Source organism: Paraburkholderia sp. CHISQ3, from assembly GCF_030464945.1.
Classification (GTDB): domain Bacteria; phylum Pseudomonadota; class Gammaproteobacteria; order Burkholderiales; family Burkholderiaceae; genus Paraburkholderia; species Paraburkholderia megapolitana.
This window is the reverse complement of the sequence record NZ_JALPRG010000006.1, coordinates 21,592-45,198: the sequence shown is the minus strand read 5'-3', so window position 1 is coordinate 45,198 and position 23,607 is coordinate 21,592. Positions and strand designations below refer to the sequence as shown.

At 63.8% G+C, this 23,607-nt stretch carries 16 protein-coding genes; 3 read left to right on the top strand and 13 right to left on the bottom strand.

Annotation, left to right across the window (positions count from 1 at the left end):
- Positions 1-118: 118 nt before the first annotated feature.
- Positions 119-2,077: a PhoX family phosphatase gene (locus M0D65_RS15280; RefSeq protein ID WP_266253445.1), complete on the bottom strand. Its 1,959-nt coding sequence runs from the start codon at positions 2,075-2,077 to the stop codon at positions 119-121.
- A gap of 196 nt (positions 2,078-2,273) precedes the next feature.
- Positions 2,274-2,783, bottom strand: a complete 510-nt coding sequence (locus M0D65_RS15275) for a hypothetical protein (protein WP_266253444.1) — start codon at positions 2,781-2,783, stop codon at positions 2,274-2,276.
- Between the two features lie 623 nt (positions 2,784-3,406).
- Between M0D65_RS15275 and M0D65_RS15270 the strand changes: the two genes are divergently transcribed.
- From M0D65_RS15270 to M0D65_RS15260, 3 genes are all read left to right on the top strand, one after another.
- Positions 3,407-4,561, top strand: coding sequence for a porin (locus M0D65_RS15270; RefSeq protein WP_091014837.1), 1,155 nt, complete (start codon positions 3,407-3,409; stop codon positions 4,559-4,561).
- Between the two features lie 342 nt (positions 4,562-4,903).
- Positions 4,904-5,257, top strand: a complete 354-nt coding sequence (locus M0D65_RS15265) for a hypothetical protein (protein WP_091015832.1) — start codon at positions 4,904-4,906, stop codon at positions 5,255-5,257.
- A 51-nt stretch (positions 5,258-5,308) separates the two neighbouring features.
- Complete coding sequence (locus tag M0D65_RS15260; RefSeq protein WP_266253443.1) at positions 5,309-5,827, top strand: metal-dependent hydrolase; 519 nt, start codon at positions 5,309-5,311, stop codon at positions 5,825-5,827.
- Positions 5,828-5,948: 121 nt separating this feature from the next.
- Here the strand turns inward: M0D65_RS15260 and M0D65_RS15255 are convergent, their stop codons facing one another.
- The 11 genes from M0D65_RS15255 to M0D65_RS15205 form a co-directional block, all read right to left on the bottom strand.
- Complete coding sequence (locus tag M0D65_RS15255; RefSeq protein ID WP_266253442.1) at positions 5,949-6,851, bottom strand: DUF2242 domain-containing protein; 903 nt, start codon at positions 6,849-6,851, stop codon at positions 5,949-5,951.
- Positions 6,852-7,651: 800 nt separating this feature from the next.
- A complete protein-coding gene (locus M0D65_RS15250) occupies positions 7,652-8,560 on the bottom strand; it encodes a DMT family transporter (RefSeq protein ID WP_266253441.1) in 909 nt (302 codons plus the stop codon).
- A gap of 71 nt (positions 8,561-8,631) precedes the next feature.
- Positions 8,632-9,420 (bottom strand): M48 family metallopeptidase, encoded by a 789-nt coding sequence (locus M0D65_RS15245; RefSeq protein WP_266253439.1) that lies wholly within the window; start codon positions 9,418-9,420, stop codon positions 8,632-8,634.
- Between the two features lie 230 nt (positions 9,421-9,650).
- Entirely contained in the window at positions 9,651-10,748 is a 1,098-nt protein-coding gene (locus M0D65_RS15240) for a YjgN family protein (RefSeq protein WP_266253438.1), read from the bottom strand.
- 34 nt (positions 10,749-10,782) lie between these two features.
- Positions 10,783-11,601, bottom strand: a complete 819-nt coding sequence (locus tag M0D65_RS15235; protein WP_266253777.1) for a YfaP family protein — start codon at positions 11,599-11,601, stop codon at positions 10,783-10,785.
- Between the two features lie 21 nt (positions 11,602-11,622).
- A complete protein-coding gene (locus M0D65_RS15230) occupies positions 11,623-12,423 on the bottom strand; it encodes a YfaP family protein (RefSeq protein ID WP_266253776.1) in 801 nt (266 codons plus the stop codon).
- A gap of 68 nt (positions 12,424-12,491) precedes the next feature.
- A complete protein-coding gene (locus tag M0D65_RS15225; protein ID WP_266253775.1) occupies positions 12,492-14,156 on the bottom strand; it encodes a DUF2300 domain-containing protein in 1,665 nt (554 codons plus the stop codon).
- A 281-nt stretch (positions 14,157-14,437) separates the two neighbouring features.
- Entirely contained in the window at positions 14,438-19,282 is a 4,845-nt protein-coding gene (locus tag M0D65_RS15220) for an alpha-2-macroglobulin (protein ID WP_266253437.1), read from the bottom strand.
- On the bottom strand, positions 19,279-19,986 hold the full coding sequence (locus M0D65_RS15215) for a DUF1175 domain-containing protein (RefSeq protein ID WP_266253774.1): 708 nt from the start codon (positions 19,984-19,986) through the stop codon (positions 19,279-19,281). The genes M0D65_RS15220 and M0D65_RS15215 overlap by 4 nt, the downstream gene beginning before the upstream one ends.
- 103 nt (positions 19,987-20,089) lie before the next feature.
- Complete coding sequence (locus M0D65_RS15210) at positions 20,090-21,889, bottom strand: DUF2138 domain-containing protein (RefSeq protein WP_266253436.1); 1,800 nt, start codon at positions 21,887-21,889, stop codon at positions 20,090-20,092.
- A 471-nt stretch (positions 21,890-22,360) separates the two neighbouring features.
- Positions 22,361-23,563, bottom strand: a complete 1,203-nt coding sequence (locus M0D65_RS15205; protein ID WP_266253435.1) for a PLP-dependent aminotransferase family protein — start codon at positions 23,561-23,563, stop codon at positions 22,361-22,363.
- Between the last annotated feature and the right edge of the window lie 44 nt (positions 23,564-23,607).

The following is a 23,607-nucleotide window of genomic DNA, read 5'->3' as shown; positions in this document are numbered from 1 at the left end:
TCGCATCGCAGGCCCGCGCAACAGGGGCGAAGTGCCGTCAAAAGGCTTCACGCGATTGAGGCAATCCGATGCGTTGGCCGAAACCATGCGCGGCGCATGACACGCCGCGCGCTCCGCATCACAACTTGATGGCCGCCGGCGTGGCGGTCAGATAACCGACCGAAGCACCGAACCGGTCCTTGTAGTTCGCCCGCACCAACGGATCAAGCGTCGGTTTGACCTTGTCGTGCAGCGGGCTTTCCCAGTCGCCGACGTGCTGGAAATTGCTCATCACGTAGGTCCAGCCGTTGATCTCGTCGACCGCGTGCAAGCCGGTAGATTCCGCGCCAGCCGGGCACGACAGCACACGCGCAAGCGTCTTCGTATCGACGTGGTACGCCCACAGGAAGTTGTTCACGTGCATGCCGCTGTCTTCGCCGATAAAGAGCGTGCGCAGCTTCTCCGAATACTTCAGGTTGTCGGGGTTCGCGATCTTGTCCGCGTTCGCCGTATTGCCGAGCGCGTCGGCGGTAGCGAGGTCCTCGCCGACTAGCGCGGCCGGCGCGCTCATGTCGACCGGCACCCAGTCGCTGTCGATCGTCACGCCCATCCGGTCGCGCTGGCCGCCCGTCAGGTTCAGCGCGTACACCGCGCCGGCGCTGATGGTCCGGTCGACTGCAACATCGGTCGATGCCGCATTACCGCGCACCATCGATTTCTCGATGCGCGACATCGCCGAGTACAGCACCTTGTCCTTTGCGTTGACGGTCGTGCCTTCGAGCTTCGTGAAGCCCATGCTGGCTCCCGCGAGCGCCGCATAGCGGTGCGTCTCGAGAAACGCGGCGGCCTTCGACATGCCGGGCTTGATGCGAATCCAGTTGAAGGTGCCGTTGAAGTTGATCTTCGTGAAGCTCGTATCCGCGGGGTCTTTGGTTTTGACGTCCATGATGTCGGTCGCGGTGAGCTGGTTCGCGAGCGCTTCGATCTCGGCGCTCGTTGCGTGGCCGAGGTTGATCCACGAGAGCGTCGCCGAACCCGCACCCGCCGACGACGTCTGCGCCCACTTCGCCACGTACAGCGTCCCCGCCGACAGATCGGCGGCCTTGTCGGCGATGAACATGAAGAGACCGCCATTGGTCGCGTCGTCGCCCATGAGCACGGTGCGTCGATCGGGCATGACCTGCACCAGTTCGTGCGAAATGCGCCCGAGGCAATAGTGCTTGCGGGCCGTACCCGTGCCGTCCGGATTCACGGTTATTTCCGGCAGATGGCCGTAGTGGTACGGATTCGCTTTCGTTTCGTCGCCGTACAGGTTGCGGCTGAAGCTCTTGAACTGGCTATTGGTCGAAATCGTCGCTGCGTCCGGCTCGTATTCCTCGCTGGACAGATGCGTATTCCACGGCGACAGGCTCGCGCCGCAGGTAATCCACAGCCCGTGTGCACCCGATGTATCGACATTCGCATAGCTGACCAGCGTCAGCTTGCCGGTGGCCGGGTCCTGATCGAGCGTGAGCACGGCGATCGGCGAAGGCAGTTGGCCATACATCGACACAAGGCTCTGATCGCGCGTCGCGTACTCGAACTGCACGACGGCGAACACCGTATTGCCCTTCACACCCTTCGCGACCGGCTTGTCCAGACGGATCAGCGAGCTGCCGTCCGGGCAGTCGGAGAAGAACTGGCGCTCCTTGCCCGCCACCGAGCGGTCGATGATCGGCTGGCCGCCGATATCGAAGTAACCGCCGGCGAGAATCGTGCCGCCTTTCGTGTCGGCAACCGTATCGCCGGTCGTGAAGAACGGCTGATACGCGAGCGTGTAGGCGCGGCGGCTGCCGTCGCTGAACTGCGCGGTCAGCGTCGAGCCCACCGACGTTTTCGCCATGGCGACCGGATCAGCCAGCGTCGGCGCGGCCATGGCGCTAAACGATGCCGCGGTGAAGTTCGCGACCGGCTTCGGCGCAGGCGTCGCGGCGAGATCGTTGCCGCCGCAGCCCGCCAGCAGCGCCGACGACGCGATGCCGCCGCCGAGCGGCAGCATCGGTGCGCCGACGAGAAGTTTCAGAGCCTTGCGGCGGGAAAGGTCGAGCTGCTCTGCCATGGCGTGTTGGTCCAGGATTGTAGGTAGCGTGGGTCGATGCATAGTCGGCCCGGGCCTGGAACAGCATGGCTGTCGCTCGCGCCGCTATGGTGCGAGGACTGTACGAAATGAATATGAAAGTATATTGACAGTATTTATTAATATTTCAGAAAGCTTTTCGCCAGCATGACCTGCACGGCCAGCGCGGCTGACGCAATCAGCGCGGGCGCCCGAAGCCGCCTTCGACCCACGCAGCCGCATTCTCTTTAGCGAGCTTGAAACCCGGTGCGACACGCGCCTGCGCGAGCCGTTCGCCGAACGGATCGAACGCAGTCAATAGCGCGTAAGGGTCGTCCTCGTCGGGGACGATGTCGAGCGTAACGAGGATCTCGCCTTCCGCCGATTCCACCGTGACCCGCTTGTGCAACTGCGCGTGCCGTTGCTGCTCATGCCGGCGCAGGACTTCGGAAGCGGTCTTCACGAGTGTGTTGAACGCCGAGGTATCGAGCGGTTTCGGGTTTTTCTTGTCTCGGCCCATCGTCCACGGCCCGACGAGTGCCGGTTCCGCTTCGCCGTCCTTGATCATTTCGACAGCCCAGCCGTCGTCGTCTTCGTTCTTCACCACGCGGGCGGTCCAGCCGCCGTTGCGCCACAGGCGGGCATCGAACTGCGTATCAGGGGTGTCGGGAGTGTCGGGTGCATCAGTCGTGTCAGGTGCGTCGGTCATTCGGGCTCACTCATTTCGTCGGGCTGGGCTCAGCGCGAACGCGCAATTCTACCCGCCCCGCAGCCACGAACCGCCCCCTATGCCCACTGGATAAGCCCCCTCATTCTATTCATTTTGTGAAAAAATCTATTTCACTTTTTTCCGGAACCTATTCGTGATTTAATTATCGCAGACGAAAAAAAGCGCGGCTGGAAGCCGCGCAATAAAGATGAAAAAGACTACCCTTGGTCAAGGGGCAAGACGAATTCTAGGCTCTTAAATCGCTATCGGCGAGCGTATAAAGTGGAACAGTTCATTTCTTAAATTCACATTAATCGCAGTAACGGTATGTAAGTTTTCAGCCTTACTGGACAAGGGCTCCGACCCTTTCGTAGCACTCGCGCAACAACTAATCGATTGACATGCCGTGGTGCAATCCACTGCAATTCAGAAAAATTCTTTATTCACACGCACTTACGTGGATTAAATCCGCTATTCCTGATACTGGAATGCATTGTTGCTTAACTCGCGATTAAAGAACCTCCTGTTGAGAATACACTTCGCTGCGAATCGTCAGGCAACCTGCGCCATCAGCGGTGTGCGCTGAAGTGCGATTCCCTATGCACTGTTCTCGGAGTTGAAATATGAAAAAAACCCTTATCGTCGCGGGCATCCTGGGCTCACTCACGGCCGCCGCCGCGCATGCACAGAGCAGCGTCACGCTGTACGGCACGCTGGACGCCGGCCTCGTCTACTCGAACAACTCGCAAGGCCATAGCAACTGGCAACAAGGCAGCGGCGCGTTGTCCGATACGTACTTCGGGCTGCGCGGCAGCGAAGATCTCGGTGGCGGTCTGCACGCGATCTTCACGTTGGAAAGCGGCTTCAACCTGAACAACGGCCGTTACTCGCAGAATGGCACGACGTTCAACCGTCAGGCGTTTGTCGGTCTGCAAAGCGACCAGTACGGTTCGGTGACGCTCGGCCGTCAGTACGACTCCGTCGTCGACTATCTGGCGCCGCTGTCGGCTGCGGGCGCGGGCTACGGCAACAACCTCGCCGGCCACCCGTTCGACAACGATAACCTCGACAACTCGTTCTCGATCAGCAACTCGGTCAAGTACACGAGCGCGAACTACTCGGGTCTGCGTTTCGGCGGCTTGTACGGCTTCAGCAACGATGCCGGCCAGTTCTCGAACAACCGCGCATGGAGCGCCGGCGCGTCGTACGACAACGGCCCGTTGAGCGTTGCCGCAGGTTACCTGCAGCTGAACAACTCGGGCAGCACCAACACCAACGGTGCGGTGAATACCGGTAGCGGCAGCGCGAACATCGCGGCCACCCTGCAACGTACGTACGGTATCGGTGCGAACTATGTATACGGCCCGGCGACGGTCGGCCTCGTGTACACGCACACGCAGCTGGACGGCATGCAAGGCATCAGCTCGGGCGGCACGACGTTCCTCGGTGGCCTGTCGGGTGCGAACCTGCACATGGACAACTACGAAATCAACGGCAAGTATGCTTTGACGCCTGCCTTGAGCCTCGCGGCAGCGTATACGTTCACGAACGGCAAGTTCTCCGGCGACGGTTCGGGCGATCCGAAGTGGCATACGGTTTCGCTGACGGGCGATTACTCGCTCAGCAAGCGGACCGACGTGTACGTCGAAGGCGTGTACCAGCACGCTTCGGGTGAACTCGGCAACTTCGGCTCGAACATCGCAGCGATCAACACGCTGTCGCCGTCGTCGACTGCTAACCAGACGGCTGTTGCTGTCGGCCTGCGTCACCGCTTCTAAGGAAGACTGCGGGCTGGGTCTGGACCTGGCCTGCTGTATCGACGTAGCGTTGCGTTGCGTCGACAAAGCGCGCGCATGACTTCAATGTCATGCGCGCGCTTTTTTTGTTGCTAAAGTTTTCTGTGCCCGCGGGTGGCAGATCGCGCGGGTATACTGCCTCGCAACAGTTTTCGCCGCCGGGCATGCGCGAGACGACGCATTGCGAGTGCACTTACTTGCGGGCTCTTCGTCACGCGACGGCCTGCTAGATGCATGCAACACATATGCTGCATCTAGCCGCACTGAACCGAACTGCATGCCGACGGTCTACCAGGACCACGCATCGCCACCAACGCCCTGCTCATGAAACGATTCCTCCTGCTTGCTCCTGCCGCTGTCCTGCTCGCGTCCTGCGGGTCCGCTCCGATCGCCCCGCCGCCGCAACTCGCGTCGCAACCGCCGATGCTCTACGTGTCGTCGCAGCGCGCCCCCGAGGACATCGCGAGCTGTCTCGACGGCCGTCTGTCGCGTGTGCGGAAGTCGACCGAGGGCGGCGTCACGATGCTCTCCATCGGCTCGCACTCGAAGAGCGCGTACTACGTCTGGCTGACACCGTCGGCCCAGGGCACCACGGTCAAGGTCATGCACCCGGAAGGCGACTCGGACGATCCGCCTGAAACCGATGTGCGTTTTGCGATCGCGCGCTGCGTCGCGTGAAAGCGCTTGAGCTTGCAGTAGTAGACCTGCGCTGAATCCGCATCCGTCTCCGTGGCATCGAATAACGCGCATCACGCGACCGGCTGGGCTGCCGGCGTCATCGCCTCTGCGCTCATCGTGCAGGCCGGCGCAAGCGGCCCATGGCATCTGTGGGCGCTGCTGGCGTTCGCGGCCGCCATCGCGGGCGGCACCGCACCCGACTGGCTCGAAGTGGCCTGGTGGTCGCGTTCGCGCCGACTGTGGATCACGCATCGCACCGTCACGCACTGGGGCATCGGCTGGGTGGCGCTGCTTGTGGTCTCGTGGAAATTCGCCGGCTTTCATCATCCGCTCGCGGCGGCCGCATTCGGCTTTGCGTGCGGCGGACTGATGCATCTGCTCGCGGACTGGCCCAACCCGCTAGGCGTTCCGTGGATCGCCGGACGCCATTCGTTGAACTGGTGGAACAGCGGGCGCTGCGATCTGTTGATCGTCGGGGCGTCGTGGGGTGCGGCGTGGTTTGTCGCCGCGCATGTGTGGTTGCATCGGCCGTATGGTTTGCCGGTGCTCGGGCACTGGCGGATGGGTTAGCAGGTTATCAACAGAAAATGTGCGCAAGGCTGTGGATATCCTCCACGGGTTCGCGGCAAGTGATTGATGCAATGGAGCATCGTGGTGTTGCTGCGAATTGGCGATGCGCGCAGGTTTTGCGTCAGGGTGCGGTGCTCGCGGCAGCGGCGCTCGCGGGTTGGGCCGCTTGTATGGCGCGTTCGATGGGGTCGGGGGCGGTGGGAGTGTTGAGCGCGTCGGGCGCCGTGGCTGCTGCAGGCTTCGCAGGTAGCGCGGATGCAATCGGCACTGCGGGAACGACCGGCACCGCGGGCTTCGACGGTGCAAGCGGTGCAAGCGATGGAAGCGGCGTGAGCGGTGCAGGCGAAGTCACGGGCGCACCCGGCGTACCCGATGTTGCCGGTACAGACGGCATCACCGGCGCGAGCGGCACACCCGGCAAATCGCCGCCTGGCAGCGGACGCGCATCGATACGCTCGCTCGACACCGGCGCCGCGTGCACGACGTTCTCCACGTAGTGGCCGACCAACGCAAAAAAGCGGTCATAGAACTGACCGGACGGAATCGTCTCGCTCGACACCTTGACCATCTCGTCGTTGTTCGAGCGAATCGGCAGCGACACCGAGCCGAGTATGCTCAGCCCGACGCTTGCAGACGTATCGCTCTTCTTCAGTGCGTAGCCATTCTGCACAGCGTTCACATAGACCACGCTCGTATTACCAGCTTCCACGCCCGCCGTACACACCACGTGAAATTCCACAACGATGTGTGAATCGCCATTCGGCTGGAAATTCTTCGTGCCGTCGACGGTATCGGTGCGCGTCATCGTCGTCATGTAGCCCTGGCTCAGCAACGCGCGGCGCGCGCCTTCGCAGGTATCCGCGGTGCTCGCGTTGAAATTGTGCGTGTACGGGCTCGAGCCGGTATCGAACAGTTCCTGCTGGAACTTCGGTTGCGGGGCGGTGCTGCAGGCGGCTAGCGCGGTCAGTGCGGTGAGCGCCGGCAGGGCGCACGTGGCGGCGAAACGGGAGAACGAGACGGGCATGATTGAGACAAACGGGTAACAGGTGCGTGACGTCGGAGTGCGTGCATTGTAGTGCGGTTGGTGCGGGGGGCGCGGAATACAGCAAAAACCTCGCTGGAACCGTGGCAGTTTATCGATGGAAAAATGTTGGTCTGGCTCGAGTCGGGAAATGGGTTGTACGCGCTCCAATCAAGGGCTGGCCGACCGCAAACGCCTGGTCAGATAGCCAAGCGCTGTCGAGACGACGTGCAATAAAGCCCCACCGATCGCCCAGGCGATGCCAAGTGTTGCCAGAGTGATCCCCATTGACGTCAATGCCGGAGCATCGGGTGCAGTTTTGGCCGACCACACCGTCGCCAGCGTTCCGAAAATCACCACGCAACAGCATGAGATCCAGATCACCCGACTCCCGACGGGAAACCGTCCGAGTTTCGGCCGAACTGAACGATAAATCGCGTATCCGAGCCCGCACACGTACGCGATGATCGGAATGCCAGTCGAAGCCCAAAACCCATTCATACCTATCTCCCTGCACGAGGCGAAAACGGGCGTCGGATGCCACTCGCCTCGCCCGTTTAGCGGTCGATAATACTGTATCCAGATCCGCGTCTGGGCATCTCTCAGCGTGGAATTCTGAACGCTTTCTGGATCAATTCTGGATGGTGCCCGCCGGCATTTTGCGACAGACATGAGCCGCCAGGGTTATCAACAGAAAATGTGCGCAAGGCTGTGGATATCTTGCGCACGATGTCGGCAAGTATCTGATCCTGCGAGGATTCGTCGCTGTGCCCGTCGCACGGCAGCACGGAGGCACAACCGGGTCAGACGACAGGTCCTTCAGTATCCTGACGACGCACCGCCACCGCGATCGAACTGCCGACGATCAGCGCAATCCCGGCAAACGACAACCAGCCGATCGACTCCCCCCAGATCACATAACCGAACAGCGTCGCCCACACGATGCTCGTGTAGTTACACGGTGCGAGCATCGCGACGTCGGCATGGCGAAACGCCATTGTCATCAGCAGCTGACCGGTACCCGCGGCCACGCCGAGCAGCACGAGAATGCCGAGGTGCGCGAGCGTAGGTGTGCGCCAGGCGAGCAACAGCGAGAAGCCAGTGACGACCGTGCCGATCAGCGTCGAATACAGGACGATCAGACTCGGATCGTCAGCGGCGTCGATACGCTTGATCTGAATCACCGACAACGCACCGCACAGCGCGCTGAGCAGGATAAGCACAGGACCCGTCAGATTGAACGGCGCGCCGGCCGCTTCACCCCACGGCCGCACCACCAGCAGGATGCCCGCGAAACCGAAAGTCGCCGACAGCAAGTCGCGACGACGCCACGCCTCCTTCAGAACGAGCGGAGCAAGCAGGATGATGAAGAGCGTTTCCGTATAGGCGAGCGCCACTGCCTCGCCCAACGGCACATGACGTAGTCCGGCAAAGAACAGGCCGAGTGTCGCCATCAGCGCGATGGCGCGTTCGATATGGGGCCGCCAATGATGGGGGCGCCACGGGCTCCGCGACCCCGTCGCGTGCCGCGCTAGCACGAGTGCCGGCACGAGGCCGAAGATCATCCGGAAAAACGTGACTTCGTTTGCCGGGTAGTGCGTGGTGACCGCTTTCGCGAGCGCATCGACGATCGCAAAGCACAGCATGGCCGCGAGCATCTGCAGGATGCTGCGCATCGGTAGTGAAGCGGTTCGGACCGTCGCACCGGACATCTATGCTCGAACGTCAGCTGGAGCAGCAAAAGGAAACGAACTGCGTGCTTCGAAGCAACGCAGCCCCCCCACTACTTCCCACACATCCCCCGCACCGCCTCCCACTGCTGCGCCGTCAACGCACTCTCCCCCAGCGCCGACCCGCGATTCTTCGCCTCGCGCTCGGCGGTACCCGGATGATCGGAAAAGAACGTGACCGCGCGCTCATCGTGATCGCCCTTGCCGAGCATCGCAAAAAACGCGGCAAGCCCGTCGCTGCGCAAACCGCTCGCCTGCAGATAAGCAACGCCATCGTGATCGGCAGCGCTCTCCATCTCGCGGCTGAACGACAACCGCACCAGTTGCCCCGCAAACGACGACATATCCACAAAGCCGATATTCACGCCGACCGCGACGCTGATCAGCCGGATGCCCGTGCTGCGCACGAGCGCGCGGATCGGGTCACGATGCGCGATATGCGCCGTCTCGTGCGCCATCACGCCGGCCAGTTGATCGCCACTGCCGACCCGCTCGATCAGCCCACGCATGACGATCATCCGCGTACCGGGCAGCGTCAGCGCATTGACCCGCGCATCGTCGACCACGACGAGCCGCACCGGTTGCCCGATGCCCGCGGCATGCGCAAGACGTGCTTCGAGCTGTTCGAGCGCCTGCTGCCCCGCAGCACCCGTGCACACCCGATGTCGATGCACGACCGAAGCCTCTACCGTGTCGCCGAGGCGGTTTTCAAACCGCGCCGGAATGAGCGCTGCGGCAAGCGCGGGTACACGCACGATCACTAGAAACGCGACCACCAGCGCAGCAAGTCCGACGCCGAACCATGCGAGCCAGCCGAACGCGGGCGCGCGACGACGTTCCATCGAAGCCGGCAGCGCCGCCGCATCGACCAGCACCCGCGCCGCTTCGCCTTTGCACGACAGTATGACGACGCCGTCCGGATCGACCTCGCCGACGACGACATCCGTCAGCAGCCAGCGCGCGAGTTCGCCGTCCGTGCCGACGATCGACAGGTGCGTCGCGCCCCACGCAAGCGTCGCGGCATGCGCCGCGGCGCTGCGGCCGTCGTAGTAGCGCGTCGGGCGATCGGTGCTCAGAAGCCGCCGCCGTGGTCGAGAAGATTCAGCGCGCCCTCACCGGTGCGCGGCGCCGCGACGTTACTCTGGCCAAGCGACTGCGGATCGACCTTGCCCTCCACGAGTAGCGTATCGGCGATGAAATGCATCACACGGTTCAGCGCAATCGGGAAACCAAGACCGAGCGTGAACACGACGATCGCCAGATTGCTGATCACGATGACGAGCAAACGCTGCCCGGTGATGCTCGTCCCGAAGCGCAGCTGTGTACCCAGCGTCGTGTTGCCGACAATGTGCTGACTCACTTTTGCAATGTAGTAGCAGCGCATCAGCAGCGCGCCGACGATAAACAGCAGGTAGAACGAGAACAAGGCAACGATCAGCCGGGTCGGCACGTGGCGCTCCCCGCCGAGTTGCGCGAAGAAGAACGATATCGCGGGTCCGAGGAAAAGAATACCAACCACGACACCCCATACGACGATGCCGACGAAGCTCAGCAGAAACGCCTTATAGAGCGGACCCGCCTGCCCCTGGAAGCGAAACGGTTCGCTGCCGAAGCTGCTCGCGTTGATGCGACGTTCCGCGAGCCGCACGGTCACCCACGGCACCGCCTGAAACAGCGTCACGATGCACAGCAGACCGTAGAGCAGCGCCTGCACACCGTAGCGGATCATCGAGCCGGTCATACCGCCGCGAATGCCGCACCACACCGTACGACTGAGGCGATAGCGCTGCGCGCTGAAATAGGCACCGGCCGCGAAGACGCCGATCGCCGCATACAGCACGATTACCGGCAACATTCCTAGTGCCGCGCTCCCGGTTAGCTTGCTAAGGATCGCAGAGAGCCCAAACGCGACGATCATCGCACCGATCAGTATCCCCATCGCGAGCAAAAAGCCCTTGAACAGCTCGCCGCCCGTCCCGGTGTATTCGAAGCGTTCGTCCTGAAAGCGCATCCGCGACCACACGTAGCGTCGCAGCGCCGTGGTTGCCCAGAAGCGATAGATGCCGACCGTGACGATCGTCAGCAGCAGGTTCTTGATGAAGATGCCGTACAGCTCACCGATATTGCCGTCGTAAGTGAGTAACGGCCGTTGCCCCGCGTTCTGGTCCATCGTGTTTCCCCTGTTCGATTACTGGTTTTTTCACTCAAGGTATGACGAACTTCTTCGCGAGCGTCAGCTCGCCCGCTTTGCGCATCGGTACAACAACCGTTTCGCTCTTTTCGTTCGGGGTGTTTTCGTCGGTGATGATCGTGATCTGCGCGACCGTCATGTCGGCGCCGCTCTCGCCCTGCCCGTAGTAGTTCACATAGACGAGATACGCGCCGTGCAGCGGCGCGGGGGTGGAATAGATCTCGGGACCGTAACCGGTCGTCACGTCGACGTCGAGCGCACCGCCGTTCGGCGCAACGCGGTCGCCGTAGAACGTATGCACACCATCCGGCGATACAACGTGCAGATCCAGATCGGTGCCATCGGTGTCCCACGCGAGCACGATACGCAGCCGCGGCCGCGTCTTGTTCGAATACGCGTCGTAGAACTGGATGCGTTTGCTCGTGCCATCCGCGGTGCGCAACTCGACACTGTTGCTGCCGCCCGCAAACGCCCACGGGCGCGAGAAGCTACCGTCTTCTTCGACACGTTGCGGCAACACCGTGCCGTTGACGATCATCGTCGCCACCGACGTTTTCTTCCCGTTCTTCGCCGCCCCCCCGCCATTGGTCCTTTTCGGCGTCGAGCGAATCTGCCCGGAGATCATCGCAAACGCCGACTGACCTTCGGGCGTCGTGACGGCGACCGCCGGATAGTGCACATCCTGCGTATAGCGCGAGGTGTCGCCGGCGGTATTGCGCCAGCCATTCACCGGCGTGCTGAACTCCACGTCATCTGCCTGCGCGGCGCAAGCGCCGGCAAGCAGCAGCACGGCGGCTATCCATCCTATGCATCGCGAGGGGCGGGCATCCATCATTGCTGTTCCATGTCGCAGTTAAAGTCGCTCGCTCTTGACGAGTTGCAGATCGCCGATCTTGCGCAGCGGCACGACCATCGTTTCGCGGCGCTCGTTCGGCGTATTTTCGTTGAACACCAGCGTGAGACGCGCGGTGATGACGTCGCGGTCGTGCGCGGTCGCATCGAAGTTATAGCCGGTCGAATCGAAGTTGCCCCAGTAGTTGAGGAAGAAGAGCCACGTACCGTGCTCGGGCGCCGCCGACGAAAAAATGCCCGGTCCCGCGCCGTCTACCGAATCCACATCGAAGCCGCTGCCGTCGGACAAGGTCGGATTCGCAAAGAATGCGTGCAGACCGTCGGGCGTGATGACGTGCAGATCGACCTGCGCATGCGGATCGTCCCACGTGACGATCGCGCGCAGCTTCGCCTGCGGCCTGGTGGTGTCCGCTTCGTAGAACTGCATGCGCTGATGCGTTTTACCGTCGGCGGAGATGATCTCGAGGCTGTTCGATCCTGCGCCGAAGGCCCACGGGCGCGCGAAATTCCCTTCGTCGTCGGTGTAGAGCGGTGTGGGCGTGCCGTTGACGACGAGCGTCGGCGGCTTGCGGGCGTTCTTGTCGAAGTGCTTCAGCCGCCCTTCGATCAACGTGCGAAAGCGCTGCTCGCCGCGATCGACCGGTGGTCGCGGATACGCGGCGACGAAGCGCTCACCTTCGTTGGTCAACCCGCTGTGCCGCCAGCCGTTGAACGCGTCGGTGAGATCGGCGAGCGCGCCGCCTTCGGTCTCTGTCGCAACGTTTTGCGCTTTCTCGGCGAACGCCGCCGGTATCAGCAACATAGCGGCAAGCAGCGCACCCACCCAGGTGCGGCGGCGCAACGATCGCATCGTGGAGCGGAGTACAGGTTTCATTGGACCGTCGCCTCCGAGCGGATCAACGCACGCGCCGTCCGCTCGACGAATCCTTCATCGAGTCCACGCGGATGATGCTGGAACGCCAGGTGAATATATTCGTGCGCGAGTGCGATGCGGTCGTCCTCGCTGCGCAGACGGTGGATGTACACGCGGTTGCGCTGAGCATCCGCATACGGCCGGCCGTCCGTCACTGCGCAGACCGCGGGCAGATCGGGCGTCTCGTAGCCAGGTTCGTCGTTAAGCCGCCGCGCCCACAGCGATGCGTTGCGCTGCAGCCATTCGCGCGCGCCGGCCACCGGCTGGCAATCGCCAGCGAGCGGACTTTCGAACGACGTCAGCGTGGCCTGCGGCCAGCTGCGCGCGAGGATTGCATCGAACGTGAGGCCGCGTTGCGCGGCAGCCTTCGCGTCGAGCCAGCTCATCTGGCCGGCCGCGGCCTTGTCGTGGTGATACTGGACCGGGACCCCGGTCAGCACGAGCGCATCGGTGAGATCGGCAGCACGACGGGCGCCCGCGCTCGCCGGATGAGCCAGCACGCGCTGCGTGCTGCTGCTGTCGTCGATGCGGAAACAGCCGCGCTCACGCGTGCCGTGCTGGACCACATAGCTGCGCGCGGCAACCGCCAGTGCTTTCGCGGCCTCTTCGTCGCGCGCGTCGCCTTCGCGCTCGACGACCCGCGCGATGTAATCGTTCATTCCGAAGCGGCCGATGATACGCGGCGCCACACCAGGATCGCTCTGCAGCAACAGCTCGCTGCGGCTCTCGATGCGCAGCCAGTTGCCGTTCGCAAAACCGACTCGATAGGCGCCGGTCAGCGGACCGTCGGGCACAGCAGCGCTACCTTGCACGGGCAGCACTTCACGCACCGGGTAACGCGTGAAGAAATCGACGACGACGCAGGCCGCGTCGTCCGGCACGATGGTCTGCGCGAGCAATGGCGCAATACGCGGCGCTGCTGAGGCCAGCACGCGCGCACTACCGCCCGGGCCACCGAGCCAGACAGGGCTGCCATCGGCAAGCCAGCCCGCCGCGCCACCGATCGAAGCACCGGGTCTCGCCGGGTCCGGCATCGTCCAGGTTTTTGCGCGCAGCAGGCTGCCGTACAGCGCAACGGTGCCCTCGCCTCGTCCGCTTGTGAGCACCGAGATCAGTGTGCTCGAAGCGGCCTCGCGTGGCCGTGCGGGCATCGCCTGCAGCGCCGCCAGCAGATCGGCAACGGCCACCCGTTGCGCAGGCTGCAATGCGCGCAGATCGCGCAGCCATGCGGGCGCGCCGGCTGCGCTCCAGTATTTGCGCCAGTCGGTGGCGTCGATGTGCAGACGCGCCGGTTCGAAGAAGAGCCCACACGACTGCACCAGCGCACGCTCTCGATCGATGTGGCCACCCGTCATGCAGCAATAGACCTCTTCGGGATCGCCGCCCGTGCAGTTGTAATCGGGCGTCGCGATACCGCGATCCACGAGGTAGCCATAGACAAACAGTTTCCACACGCTGCCTAGCGGTGTTTCGACGGTAGCGGGTAGCGGTTGCGCGGCCTGTGTCGAGAGTTGATCGCCGACGGTACCGCGGCTGTCGATACGCCAGAACTGCGCGCGCCCGTCGCGCAGCCAGGCGAACTGTAGCGGTTCTGCGAATGGTTTCGAACCGCTGCGTGACATGCGGTTCGTTGCGGGCAGGCTAGCCTGACTGGTTGTGTCGCTTGCATCCACCAAACCCGGTGCTGGATCGACAGGAGCAACGGCAGCAACGCGAGGCGTGTGCGCGACGCCACTCGCCTCGGCGTGTGCCGCTGCACTGGCGAACACATCGGCCGGATGTAGCCCCCCAGCCCCCAGCACCAGCATCGACACCCATGCCAACGCACACGCCCTGACCGGCCGCATCGTGCCGGCCAGCAGGGAACGCGTGTCGCGCAGGACCGATGTCATCGCTGTCTCGCTCAACCGATCTTCATCGTGATCAGACGATCGCTCTTGCCGCCTTCGAACGCCTTCGCATCCGGCTGATACATGCGGAAGTAGCGCGCGGGCGGCACGACGAACGTGCCGGGCAAACCGAAGCGCACGAGCTGTCGCAACGCGACGCGGCGGTCGAGCAGCGGCACCGGCTGATGGTAGTTCAGCTCGCCCATCTCATAGGTGACCGCGCGCTGGAACGGCTGCGGACCGCTGCCGCCCTCGCTGGCGGGACCCGGCAAGCCATCGATGCTGATGCCCCAGCTCGTCGCCTCGACTTCGCCGCCCGGCGGCAGCGGTACTTCGAGCAGACCGTACTGGTAGGCCGTGTTCGCGGGCGGTGTGAGCGTTACCTCGTCGACATAGAGCGCGTTACTGTCGAGCGCGTCGCCGGGCTTCACGGCTTCGGCGGTGAAAGTGAAGCGTGCGGCGGCGTCTGCGTCGCTCGTGTCGCTCTTCTTGGCGTTCTTCTTGTCGGTGGCGGCCGGCGTGGACGGTACGAGCTTGTATAGATGCCGCTCGACGGTCACCGGCAGGCGGCTCGTGTCGGCCGCGCGGCTGCGGTACGACACGAGCGCCGTGACGTCGGGCCGCACTGCGCCGACATCGACGGACTGCGGCAAACCGGTGCCGGTCCACTTCCACACCGCTGCGCCGGTCGGCGTCGTGTTGCGCTGCCATCCGGCGCCCTGCAGCTCCGGTAGCGGCGTGCTGTCGGCGTCGCCGCCCAATGCCTTGCGCAACCACAGTAACGTCAACGCGCGGTCGAAGGTCGGATACGAGGCGCTGCTTTTTGCGAGCAGCGCGACCGCGTCGACCGGTGCCGCGCCGTCGGCGCCCGAACCACCGGTTGCGCCCGTCATCACGAGCAGGCTTTGCACGAGCGGCGCGGGATCGGTTGCAAGTGCGCCGCGTGCCGCCGACACCGCGCCGTCGAAGCCATCCGGCAACTGCACGCCGGCAGCGCTGCGCGCCATGTAGGCCGTCAGTACGAGCGCGAGCTGGGTGCCGCGCGCGCTGTCCGGGTTGGCGAACACGATGCTGTCTTCCGGGCCGAAGCCAGGACCGCTAGCAGTCGCCGTATCTTTCGACGTCTGTGCCTGCATCAACTGCTGCGCGACACCCGAGAGCGGCGTCGTCACCGGCAGGCCCATCTGCTGCATGAACCACAGCGCGAGCGCACGATGCAGCAGCGGTTCTTTTGCGCCGGCATCGCGATAGACGTCCATCGCGTGCTGCCAGTTGTCCGCGGGCAGCGAGATCGCGAGGCTGCGACTGGCGAGCCAGTCCGCGTAGTACGCGTAGGCGGTGATCAGCGAGCTACCGCCGGTCGTATCGCCCCACCAGCCGAATGTACCGCCGACGCCCGCAAGCAGCGCGAGCCGCTGGCGCTGATTGCGCAGCTGCGCTTCGACACCTTGCGTCGCGCTCGTACTTGCACTGCCGCCGCGACTCAACGCATCGTGCGCGAGGGCGAGCGGAATCAGCCGGCTCGAAGTTTGTTCGGCGCAGCCGTACGGATACGCGATCAGGTCGTCGGCCACGCGCGCAAACTGGCTCGCACCGCTCGACATCAACCGCACGCTGACATCCTGGGCATCGGCGGCGAGATTCAACGGCTTGCCTGCGGCATCGAGCGCGACTGGCGTCTGATGCAGATCGAGCCAGCCGGTTGCATCGAGTGCGATCGATGTCTGCAAACGGTCGACATCCTTGCCACCCTGACGCAAGGTCGCATCCACGACACCGGGTTTCATCGCCACAACCGGCAGCTTCAGATAGTTCGCGCCGGGCTTCAACGTAACCTTCTGGTTCACCGACAAACCGCCCCCGTCGACGATCCAGTCCGCCTGGACGTCGGTATTGGCCTGGTTGAAGGCCAGCATGTCGATGGACGGCTTGTCGTTCGCGCGGAAATGCGCCGGACCACTCCACTTCAGATACAGCGCCTTGTCCGAACGCACATACGCCGTGCGCTGGCCGACCATACCGTCGGCCGAAGCCGCGCGCACCGTGATGCGCCAGCGCGCGAGCGCATCGGGCATCTTGAAGGTCATCTTCACGTGACCGCTTGCGTCGGTCTTCAGATCGGGCTCCCACGCCGCCGTATCCTGATCGTCGCGGCGCGGACGCTCAAGTACCTTCACGCCGCGCTCGTTATAGCGCTCGCGCTGCGGTCCACCCGGCGCGCCGCGCAGCGACGACAGCGCGAGATCGTAGGTGATGAACGACAGGCTCGACGACGTGCGCACGTTGTTACGCCGCGGGTGATAGAAGAAATCGACGATGCTCGGCGCGATTTCCGGCTGCAACACGTAGACCATTTCGTCGACGACGCTCACCGTCAGATCGGCGGGCAGCGGTTTGCCGTTCATCGCGCTGGTCAGGTCGAGCGTCACGGTGTCGCCTGGGCCGTACACCGGCTTGTCGCTCTTCACCTCGAGATCGATGGTCGGTTGCGCGACGACGATGCCGGCGTTCTGGAACACGTACTCGCCTGCGTGCACGTACAGCACCGAGAACGTCATGTTCGGCGCGAAGTTCGTATCGACCTTGATGCGCGCCTTCCATTGCGACGGCGCGACGCGTTGCAGACTCAACCAGTCCGCTCCCGACGTGAGCAACGCGCGATGTTCGACCTTGTCGCGCTCGAGTGTGAGCAACGCGTCGTCGACGGGTTGCGGGAACGTGATCAGCGCTTCGGCCGTATCGCCGATCTTGTAACGATCGCGATCGAACACGATCTCGACGCTGCCCGGTATCGCTTTCACGCCGTCGCCGGCCACCCAGTGGCTCGTTGCGCCTAGCAGGTTGCCCGTGTCGTCCTTCACCGACAGCATATAAGAGCCCGGCTCGTCGAACTGCACGGGAATGGTCACCGTACCGCCGGCCTTCGCGTTGCCGATCGTGCCCTCGCTGTGCGTCTGCGATTCAAGCCGCACCCATTCCCATTTCGCCGGCGCGTGCGCGGACGGATCGACTGCGCCGAGCGCCTGCAGTGTGAAATCGACGCGCTCCTTCGGCTGCGAGAACGATTTCGCCGCGGCGAGGCGATACGGCGTCACCCCGCGCGCAATCAGCACTTCGCGCGTGACACGTACCCGATAGGCGGCGCCGTCGCGCGCGAACAATGTCAGCGCGTAGCGGCTCGGCTCTTTTGCGGCCGGCAGCGTGAGACTCGCGTTGCCGTCGCTATCGGTCTCCAGTTCCTGCTGTTCGAGTTTCACCGGAAAGAGACCCGCATAACGCAGCTCGCCATCGACGATCGTCACCTGTTGCGCGCGCAACGTCACCGAAATCTTGCTGTCCTTCACTGGCTTGCCGTCCGGATAGCGCAACTGGATCTTGCCGTGCAGCGCCTCGCCGGTCGCGTAGTCGGGCTTGTCCATCGACAGGTTGACGTCGAAATGCGGCTTCACGTATTCGGCTACGCGAAACGCGCTGCCATAGATATCGCCGTTGTAATCGAAGCGCAGCGTATAGCCGCCGGCGGTGGCATCGGCGGGAATCGTGAACGTGGCCTGAGCGCCGGTGTCCGACGCGAAATGCGTGGTCGAGGTCGAGATCGGCGAGCCGCTCGGATCGAGCACGTCGAGCTTGATGTCGGCCTCGGCGGGAGCGGACGACTGCGTCGCGTTCTGGAACGTACGACCGATGAACTTCACGTACACGCGGTCGCCGGGGCGGTACATCGGACGATCGGTGACCGCGTAGATCTTGGTGTTGTAGATCTCGCTGTCGTAGTAGAAATTCTCCGACACGAACACGCCGCCGGCCGGATCGCTGCCGATCACATAGCTACGCTCGGGGCTCACGTGGTCGAGCGCGAGCGCGCCATCGTTGCCGGTGCTGCCGCTTTGCAGAACGCCGACACCGTCGGTCCAGCTCACCGCCGTATTGGGCACGGGCTTGCCGTTGTCGCGCCGCGCGGTCCACACGAGCATGCCGCTCGACGCCGCCTTGACAACCGCGACCGTGTCGGACACGAAGAGCAGCGTATGCGCGCGATAGTTGCCGATGATCGCTTCTACGATATAGAGACCAGGCGGCAGCTTGCCGACCGGAATCATCACGTTGCCCGAACTCGCTTCGATGAAGTTGCTGCTGCTACCGGCCAGTTCTACACCCTTGGGCGGCTGGATCGTCTTCGCATCCCAGATCGGATAGCGAAAGCGCCCGACGAGGTCGTAGCCCTTCAGCGGCGCGAACTGCATGTTCTGCGCGAAGTGGCTCGGTTGCGCCAACTGATCGCCGAGCTTGAGCTGCGGCTCGGACTCGGTGGCCTTGCTGCGCGTCGCGAACGACAGCACGCGCTGCCACGCGCGCCGCGCTTCGGTAATCCAGCGGTCCCACAGGTAGGCGAGCGTATTCGCGAGGCCCTCGCCCTGATAGTTCGGGGCGATGTTCAGACGATGCAGGTTCTTTTGCGCTTTCAGGAATTCGATCGGCTTCGGCACGCGGTAGACCACGATGTCCGCACCGCCATAACCCGCCAGCTGATCCTTGAATTCGCGGCCCGGTGCTTCGAGGCGGACCTGCGCGAGCTGGTCGCTGCCGAAGCTCGCGTCGGAGAGCAGAAAGAACGGCTGACCGTCGATCTTCTGCGTTTCGAAACCGCTCGGCGCCGCGGGCTGCAGCGTCGGATTCTGCGCGATGTTGGTGTCGTCGGCGGAAGCGGCGGTGTCGTCGGCGCGGGCGGGCGCGGCGTTGCCTAGCGCCAGCGTCAGACCCAGCACGAGACTGAGCGTGAGGCTAAGCACAAGTGCGCGGACCGCACGCAAGCGCGGATGACGGGAAGCGGAATCGACAGGAGCGTAATGGCAGGTCATGGTGTCAGGAAGGCCAGACGAAACACACCCACGAAGTTCGGATTGCCGTCGAGCGGCTGCCAGCGGGAGTCTTTCCATTGCATCAGGTCGGAAACGGCGACCGCGCGCAGACCGGTATCGGTCGGCGTGACGGTGCCTGTGTGATAGGCGATGTAGCGGTCCAGCCAGATCATCAGATGCTGGTCGTCGCCCTGGTCGAAGAACAGCAGGTCGCCGGGCAGCGCCTGGTTCACGTCCTTCGAGACAAAACGGCTATTCAGTTGAATCAGTGCGATCGCCGACGCGTAGGCGCCGGTGCTGCCATCGATACGCGTCCAGCGGTTGGCGAGCGAGCGTTGCGTGAGTGTCAGTTGCAGTTCGGGCGGCAGGCTGCTTGCGTCGGTTGCATCGCTCATGCCGTTGGCGCGCAGCCAGCGTGTGTCGTGCGGCTTCAGCGCCTCGCCGGCGGCGAAACGCACGAGGCCCGCGCAGTCGCGCTGGGTCCAGCGCGGTGTTGGGCCACGGCGCATCTGCTGATCGACGATGCGGGCGAACCAGGCGCGGAATGCGTTCGATTGTGCCGCCGATAGTGCGTCGGCTTCCGGTGCGACTGTCGTGGAGGTTAACGCGAGGGCGTGCGGCGCGAACCATGCGGCGGCTAACGCCGCGGCGGTCCCGGTTAGCCACGTACGTCGGTTGTGGCGATGCGTGCGGTTGCTGACCAGGCCGCCCGGGTGAGCGCTTCCGTTAGCAATCGGGCAACCGTCGACACCACCGCCCGCGCAGTCATGCGGCGAGGGGCTGCGCGAAGCGCAACGCGCGCGCACGTCAGTCGCCCCCGACGCCAGGTTGATCCCATGCCGCGCGTGCCGCTGCGGTGCCGTCTGCCGCGGCGGCCGCCGCGCCGCCGCTGCGATCGAACCACCACTCGACCGGCACCCACCCCGACGACGACGGCAACGTCTGCGGCAAGCTCAACGATACGGGCGGATAGTGCGCGAGCGCCTGCAGCTTCGGCACGAGATGCGTGCGAGCGGCATTACGGAAAATCGCTTCCTGATCGGCGGGCAGTGCGGAAGCGGCTTCCCGCTCGATCAGCGATGCGGCGGCCGCGGGCGTCAGCGTGAGCACCGTACGCGAGACGCGCTGCGGCGCGAGCGTATCGGCAAGCGCCGGATAGCGCTTGTCGAGCACGGCGAGCGTGTCGTCGACGAGCCGCGCATCCGGCGAGAAAATCAGATAGCCGTGCGCCAGCGCGAGCGTGACCGGGAAATAACGTTGTGCGGACAACTGCGCGGCGAACGGCGCCTTCGATGCCAGCGCGGTACCCGAGCGCGCGCTAACCGGCCGCTGCCAGAGCGTCACGGCGTCGCCCTGGCTACGTGTCGTAACCGGCAACCGGCGATAGCCGTCGCCGCCGTCGGTCTTCGCGGCATGCGCTTCGTACGCGCCAATCACTTCGTCGAAGGACTTGCCGAGCACGGTTTTGAGCGCGGCGTTCGCGTTCGCATCGGTGCTCTTCAGATGAGCGACGAATACGGGCGCGACGAGCGTCGACTTCGCGTACCAGCAGACGGCGGCCGGGCCGGCCAGCGCATCGCCGATCTGCGCGGCGCCGTCCGCGCCGGCCGACACCACCTTGCCGAGCAGATCGGAGGCGCCCTTCCAGTCGGCGGGCAGGCTCGCGCAGGCTGCGGGACCGGCGGGCAGCGCGTGCCACAGGTCCGCGCCGTTCCATTGTTGCGGCAAGCGGTCCGGATCGATCAGCGCCGCGGTCTGCCAGCTGGCCGGCGCCCCGCCCGACGACGCGAGATCGAAGCGCAGCGCCTCGATGCCGGAGAAAAACGTCTGGTAGCCGAACGACAGATAGTTGGCGGAGACGACGATCCGGTGTCCCTTGGGTTGATCGGATGCGGCGTCGAGCCGGAACGCGTGGGCGGCATCGTCGCGTCCCGACGACAGCAGGTCGTCGACCACATCGGCGCGTTCGCTCAACAACGCACCATCGGTGCCGAGCAGCACGCCCGGGGCGGACAGCACGACAAGCCGGTCGTCCTTCGTGGCGAACAGCAGCGTGCGCCCGACCGCGAGCTTCAAGGCGTAGACCGGCACATCGCCAGACAGTTTGGCGACCTGGTTCAACTGCGTATCGCTGGCGGCGACATTGCCGAGGCCCTGCAGCAGTTTCGCGAGCCCGTTGCGGCGCATCGACATGATCCAGTAGCCGAGCCGGCCGTCCGGCGAACGCCACAACAGCACATGCGCCGGTTCGTCGAAAACACGCCGGATCAGCTGGTCGCCAAAATCGAGCTGATGTTCGAAGGCGAGACGGCGCAATGCGCCATCGGCGGAAAGACGGGTATCGGTGGATTCGTAGTAATCGACGAAATCCTGAGTGAGAACGTCGTGCAGCAATGGCACGCGCAGCATATCGGCGGGTAGCCGGGATAATGCCTCGCTATCGATCAGCGCATCGGGATGGTGAATGTCGAGAACGATCTCGCTGGTATTGACTTTGCCGTGCTTGCCGAACGGCCGCCATACCGCCTGAATGACGATACCGGCGACGATCAGAAGCCCCAGAAGACCCACGCCCAGAAAGGCGATTTTCTTTCGCGACATCTTCATCTGATTTTAGCGGTTGATTTTTCTGCGCTGCGCGTATTGCTCACTTATTGCCTGCTTATTGGCCAGTGCGTGAGCTGCGTTTTTTGCTGCGTCTTCTTTACTGCACCGTCCTTGCTACACCTCGGTGACACGGTACTTATAGCACCCGTCGATATCGGCCCGGCAAGAGATTCCCTGTGGCAGCGATCATACCCGATATTGTTTTCAGCCAACCAGCGTCACAGATTATTTAACGGTGTGCAGCGCGCAAACGACGTTTCCCCCAGTGTTCAACCGTAAAACGAACGTTGTTCACATAAATTCAATAATTTCCGCATTCGATTCAAACCTGTTTCCGAAGTGGTTGAAACAGGAAATCAAACCCGTGCCCGACTTCAGACATACGGGTTTCAAATCGTGAACTGAGCGAGCACTGAAATGGAGCGAGATGTCTGGCCATGCCAATACCGTACCGCCGGCCGACAAAACCGATTAACGCTGTTCGAGTGCGCGCAGCGCGAGGCCAAGCCGGCTCACACCGGTTTCGATATCCGCGACGCCAGGCGCCGCAAACGACAGCCGCAGCGACGCCGCGTCGTGACGATCGTGATAGAACGCGATGCCGGGGACAAACATCACGTTCTCGGCGATGCACGCCTGCAAGTACGCCGACGCATCCTGTGTGCGCGTGAGCCGGGCCCAAACGAACATGCCGCCGTCGGGCCGATGAAACGCGATGTCGTCGGGCAGTTGCGCCGCAAGCGCATCGCACAGCGCGGCGCATTTGCGTGCGTAGGCGCCGACGATGTGCGGCAGATGCCGTTCGAGCGCGCCGTCGGCGAGGTAAGCGGCGGCGATGGCTTGCGTCCACGGCGAGCTGCAGAGGTCGACAGTCTGCTTCGCGACGACACAGCGACGCACGATTTCCGCCGGCGCAATGGTCCAGCCGACCCGCAGACCCGGAGCGACGATCTTCGACAGGCTCGAGAAGTGCACGAGCCAGTCGCGTGCACCAGGCACCTCGCTCGTCAGCGCGAGCAGCGAAGGCAGCGCAGTCCCGGCAAACCGCAGGTCCCCATATGGGTCGTCCTCGACGACGAGGAAGCGGTAGCGCACGGCGAGCCGCAGCAACGCGACACGCCGCTCGCGCGTAAGCGTCGCGCCGGTCGGATTGGCAAATGTGGGCACCGTATAGAGCAGCTTCGGCTGCGGCAACGCGCCCGATGCCAGCAGCGCATCTAGCGCGTCGACGTCGAGGCCATCGCGATCGACCGGCAACGTGACGATGTTCGCCTGCTGCAAGCGGAGCGCCTGCAGCGTCGCCGGATAGGCAGGCTGTTCGACCAGCACCGTGTCTCCGGGTGCGACCAGCACGCGCAACAACAGATCGAAACCCTGCTGCGAACCGGTCGTCACCAGCAGGTCCTGCGGCGAGCACGGTGTGCCGCGTCGGGCCATCAGTTTGGCCAGCTCTTCTTTCAGCGTCGCGAGACCGTCGGTCGGGCCGTATTGCAGGCACAGCGCCGGTTGCTGCGCGGCGCGCGCGGCGGCTGCTTCCAGACCCGCCACGTCGAACAGATCGCTTGCCGGATAACCGCCCGCAAACGAGATCATGCCAGGCTGCGCGAGGTACTTGAACAACTCGCGGATCGGCGAGCCGGTCGGCGCTTCGAAGGGAGCGGTGAAGGCGTACATGATGTGGATTGGTCGAGTATGAAGAGGAGCGGTATCGATTGTGG